This window comes from Shewanella sp. 10N.286.54.B9 (assembly GCF_041468565.1).
Lineage (GTDB): Bacteria > Pseudomonadota > Gammaproteobacteria > Enterobacterales > Shewanellaceae > Shewanella.
In genome coordinates this window covers 1-1,366 of the sequence record NZ_JBFRIY010000107.1, presented here as the reverse complement: position 1 = coordinate 1,366, position 1,366 = coordinate 1, and the positions used below count along the sequence as shown (strand labels likewise).

General features: G+C 37.3%; 3 protein-coding genes. All 3 read right to left on the bottom strand.

Annotated elements, in window-relative coordinates; translation table 11 throughout:
- Positions 1-103: 103 nt before the first annotated feature.
- Positions 104-277, bottom strand: coding sequence for a hypothetical protein (locus tag AB4135_RS21915; protein ID WP_371995539.1), 174 nt, complete (start codon positions 275-277; stop codon positions 104-106).
- A 130-nt stretch (positions 278-407) separates the two neighbouring features.
- Positions 408-848 carry a hypothetical protein gene (locus tag AB4135_RS21910; RefSeq protein ID WP_371995538.1) on the bottom strand — a complete coding sequence of 147 codons (441 nt, stop codon included), beginning with the start codon at positions 846-848 and terminating at the stop codon, positions 408-410.
- 2 nt (positions 849-850) lie between these two features.
- Positions 851-1,201: a hypothetical protein gene (locus AB4135_RS21905; RefSeq protein WP_371995537.1), complete on the bottom strand. Its 351-nt coding sequence runs from the start codon at positions 1,199-1,201 to the stop codon at positions 851-853.
- Positions 1,202-1,366: the final 165 nt, after the last annotated feature.

The following is a 1,366-nucleotide window of genomic DNA, read 5'->3' as shown; positions in this document are numbered from 1 at the left end:
GCTCTCAAGCTCTTTGAAGGAAAGACAGGACAGCCATATCTTTTAATGGCTCCTAGACCTAACCAAAGATTAAAAAAAAGAAAAATATAGGACAGCCATATCTTTATATGGCTCCTGTCACTAACCAAAGATGAGGCGCTTTCGCCTCATCTTTTTGTTGCTGCATGGATAACCCACTAAATTTAAAAGGACTTTCAATAAAAACCCTCAGCGAAAAGACAGGACAGCCATATCTTTTAATGGCTCCCGCTGATTTGAGTTCGTCTGGGCGCGGCATAACCACTCTCCTACTTTAACCAATAACTAAAGCTTAGTAGGAGAGCATTGGTTTAGTCATTTAGTATGGCTGGCTCCGTTTATCGGCTCCGTTGATCAGTCCCTGCATGTTGAACGCAGCGTTAATTCTATTAATTTTCACCGTATAAAGTGATTGATTCCACTTTATCGATAGTGCCATTGATAAATCCTTTGTCGCTGCCAATATTAGAGTAATACTTACCATGAATGTAAACATAGTTTCCTTGAATTAGACCTTTCATTTCTTTTGACATAGTTGCAATTAAAGGAGCACTAACAGCAACAGCATTCTCGTAAATCTTATGTTTAAAAGATCCTTCATCTAAATAAACCATAACAGATTGAGGATTGCTAACATCAACAATACCAACTAGGGCAACTTTCCTCTTTTCATATTTATCAGCATTAGTCATCAAATGAGCTACAGATACTATGCAGTAATTTTGCCCACATCGCTCATTCGCATTTAAAGTCACACTATTAGCCTCTACCTCTATTGAGAAAAGCAAGATAACCGAAAAAATTAAAACCAAAATTTGTCTTACTTCCATATTTATTTCCATACCTCTGAAACAAAATCTCGTGAATCAGAACTTTGAGCTTTTGTAAAAGCACTAAAGTTAAATTTATATAATCGTCTAGAAGGTGAAGCCATATAGGCATTTATTTTGTTTAATTTTGAAAAACCTATATCACCACCTTTGTAATCATGCCCAGAAAACGATTCAGCCCCCTTACTGACTGATCCATGAGTATGAACATAAGCCGTTCTTGCACCAAGTGCTGGTTCCAATGCATATTCAGTATACCTAATAGCATCAGGTTTATATGATGTTACAGGATTAGATAAGTAATACGAATCAGATAAGGCTTCATACCCAATATTGGCAGCCGCGTTCAACATGCAAGTGCACCATTACAGCTAACTCATTGAAGAGACAGTCATCCTGAAGCTTCTGCTAATGTTTATGTGCGACCATAACACAGCAAAGGACTCCAAGATGACTTATACCCACCTTAGCATGTCTGACAGAAAAGCTATTTACTATCGATATAATTCAGGAGATAG

Bases quoted from the DNA above. Each gene is read 5' to 3' on its own strand.
- AB4135_RS21905 (WP_371995537.1), bottom strand. From the start codon at position 1,201: ATGTTGAACGCGGCTGCCAATATTGGGTATGAAGCCTTATCTGATTCG.
- AB4135_RS21915 (WP_371995539.1), bottom strand. From the start codon at position 277: ATGCCGCGCCCAGACGAACTCAAATCAGCGGGAGCCATTAAAAGATAT.
- AB4135_RS21910 (WP_371995538.1), bottom strand. From the start codon at position 848: ATGGAAGTAAGACAAATTTTGGTTTTAATTTTTTCGGTTATCTTGCTT.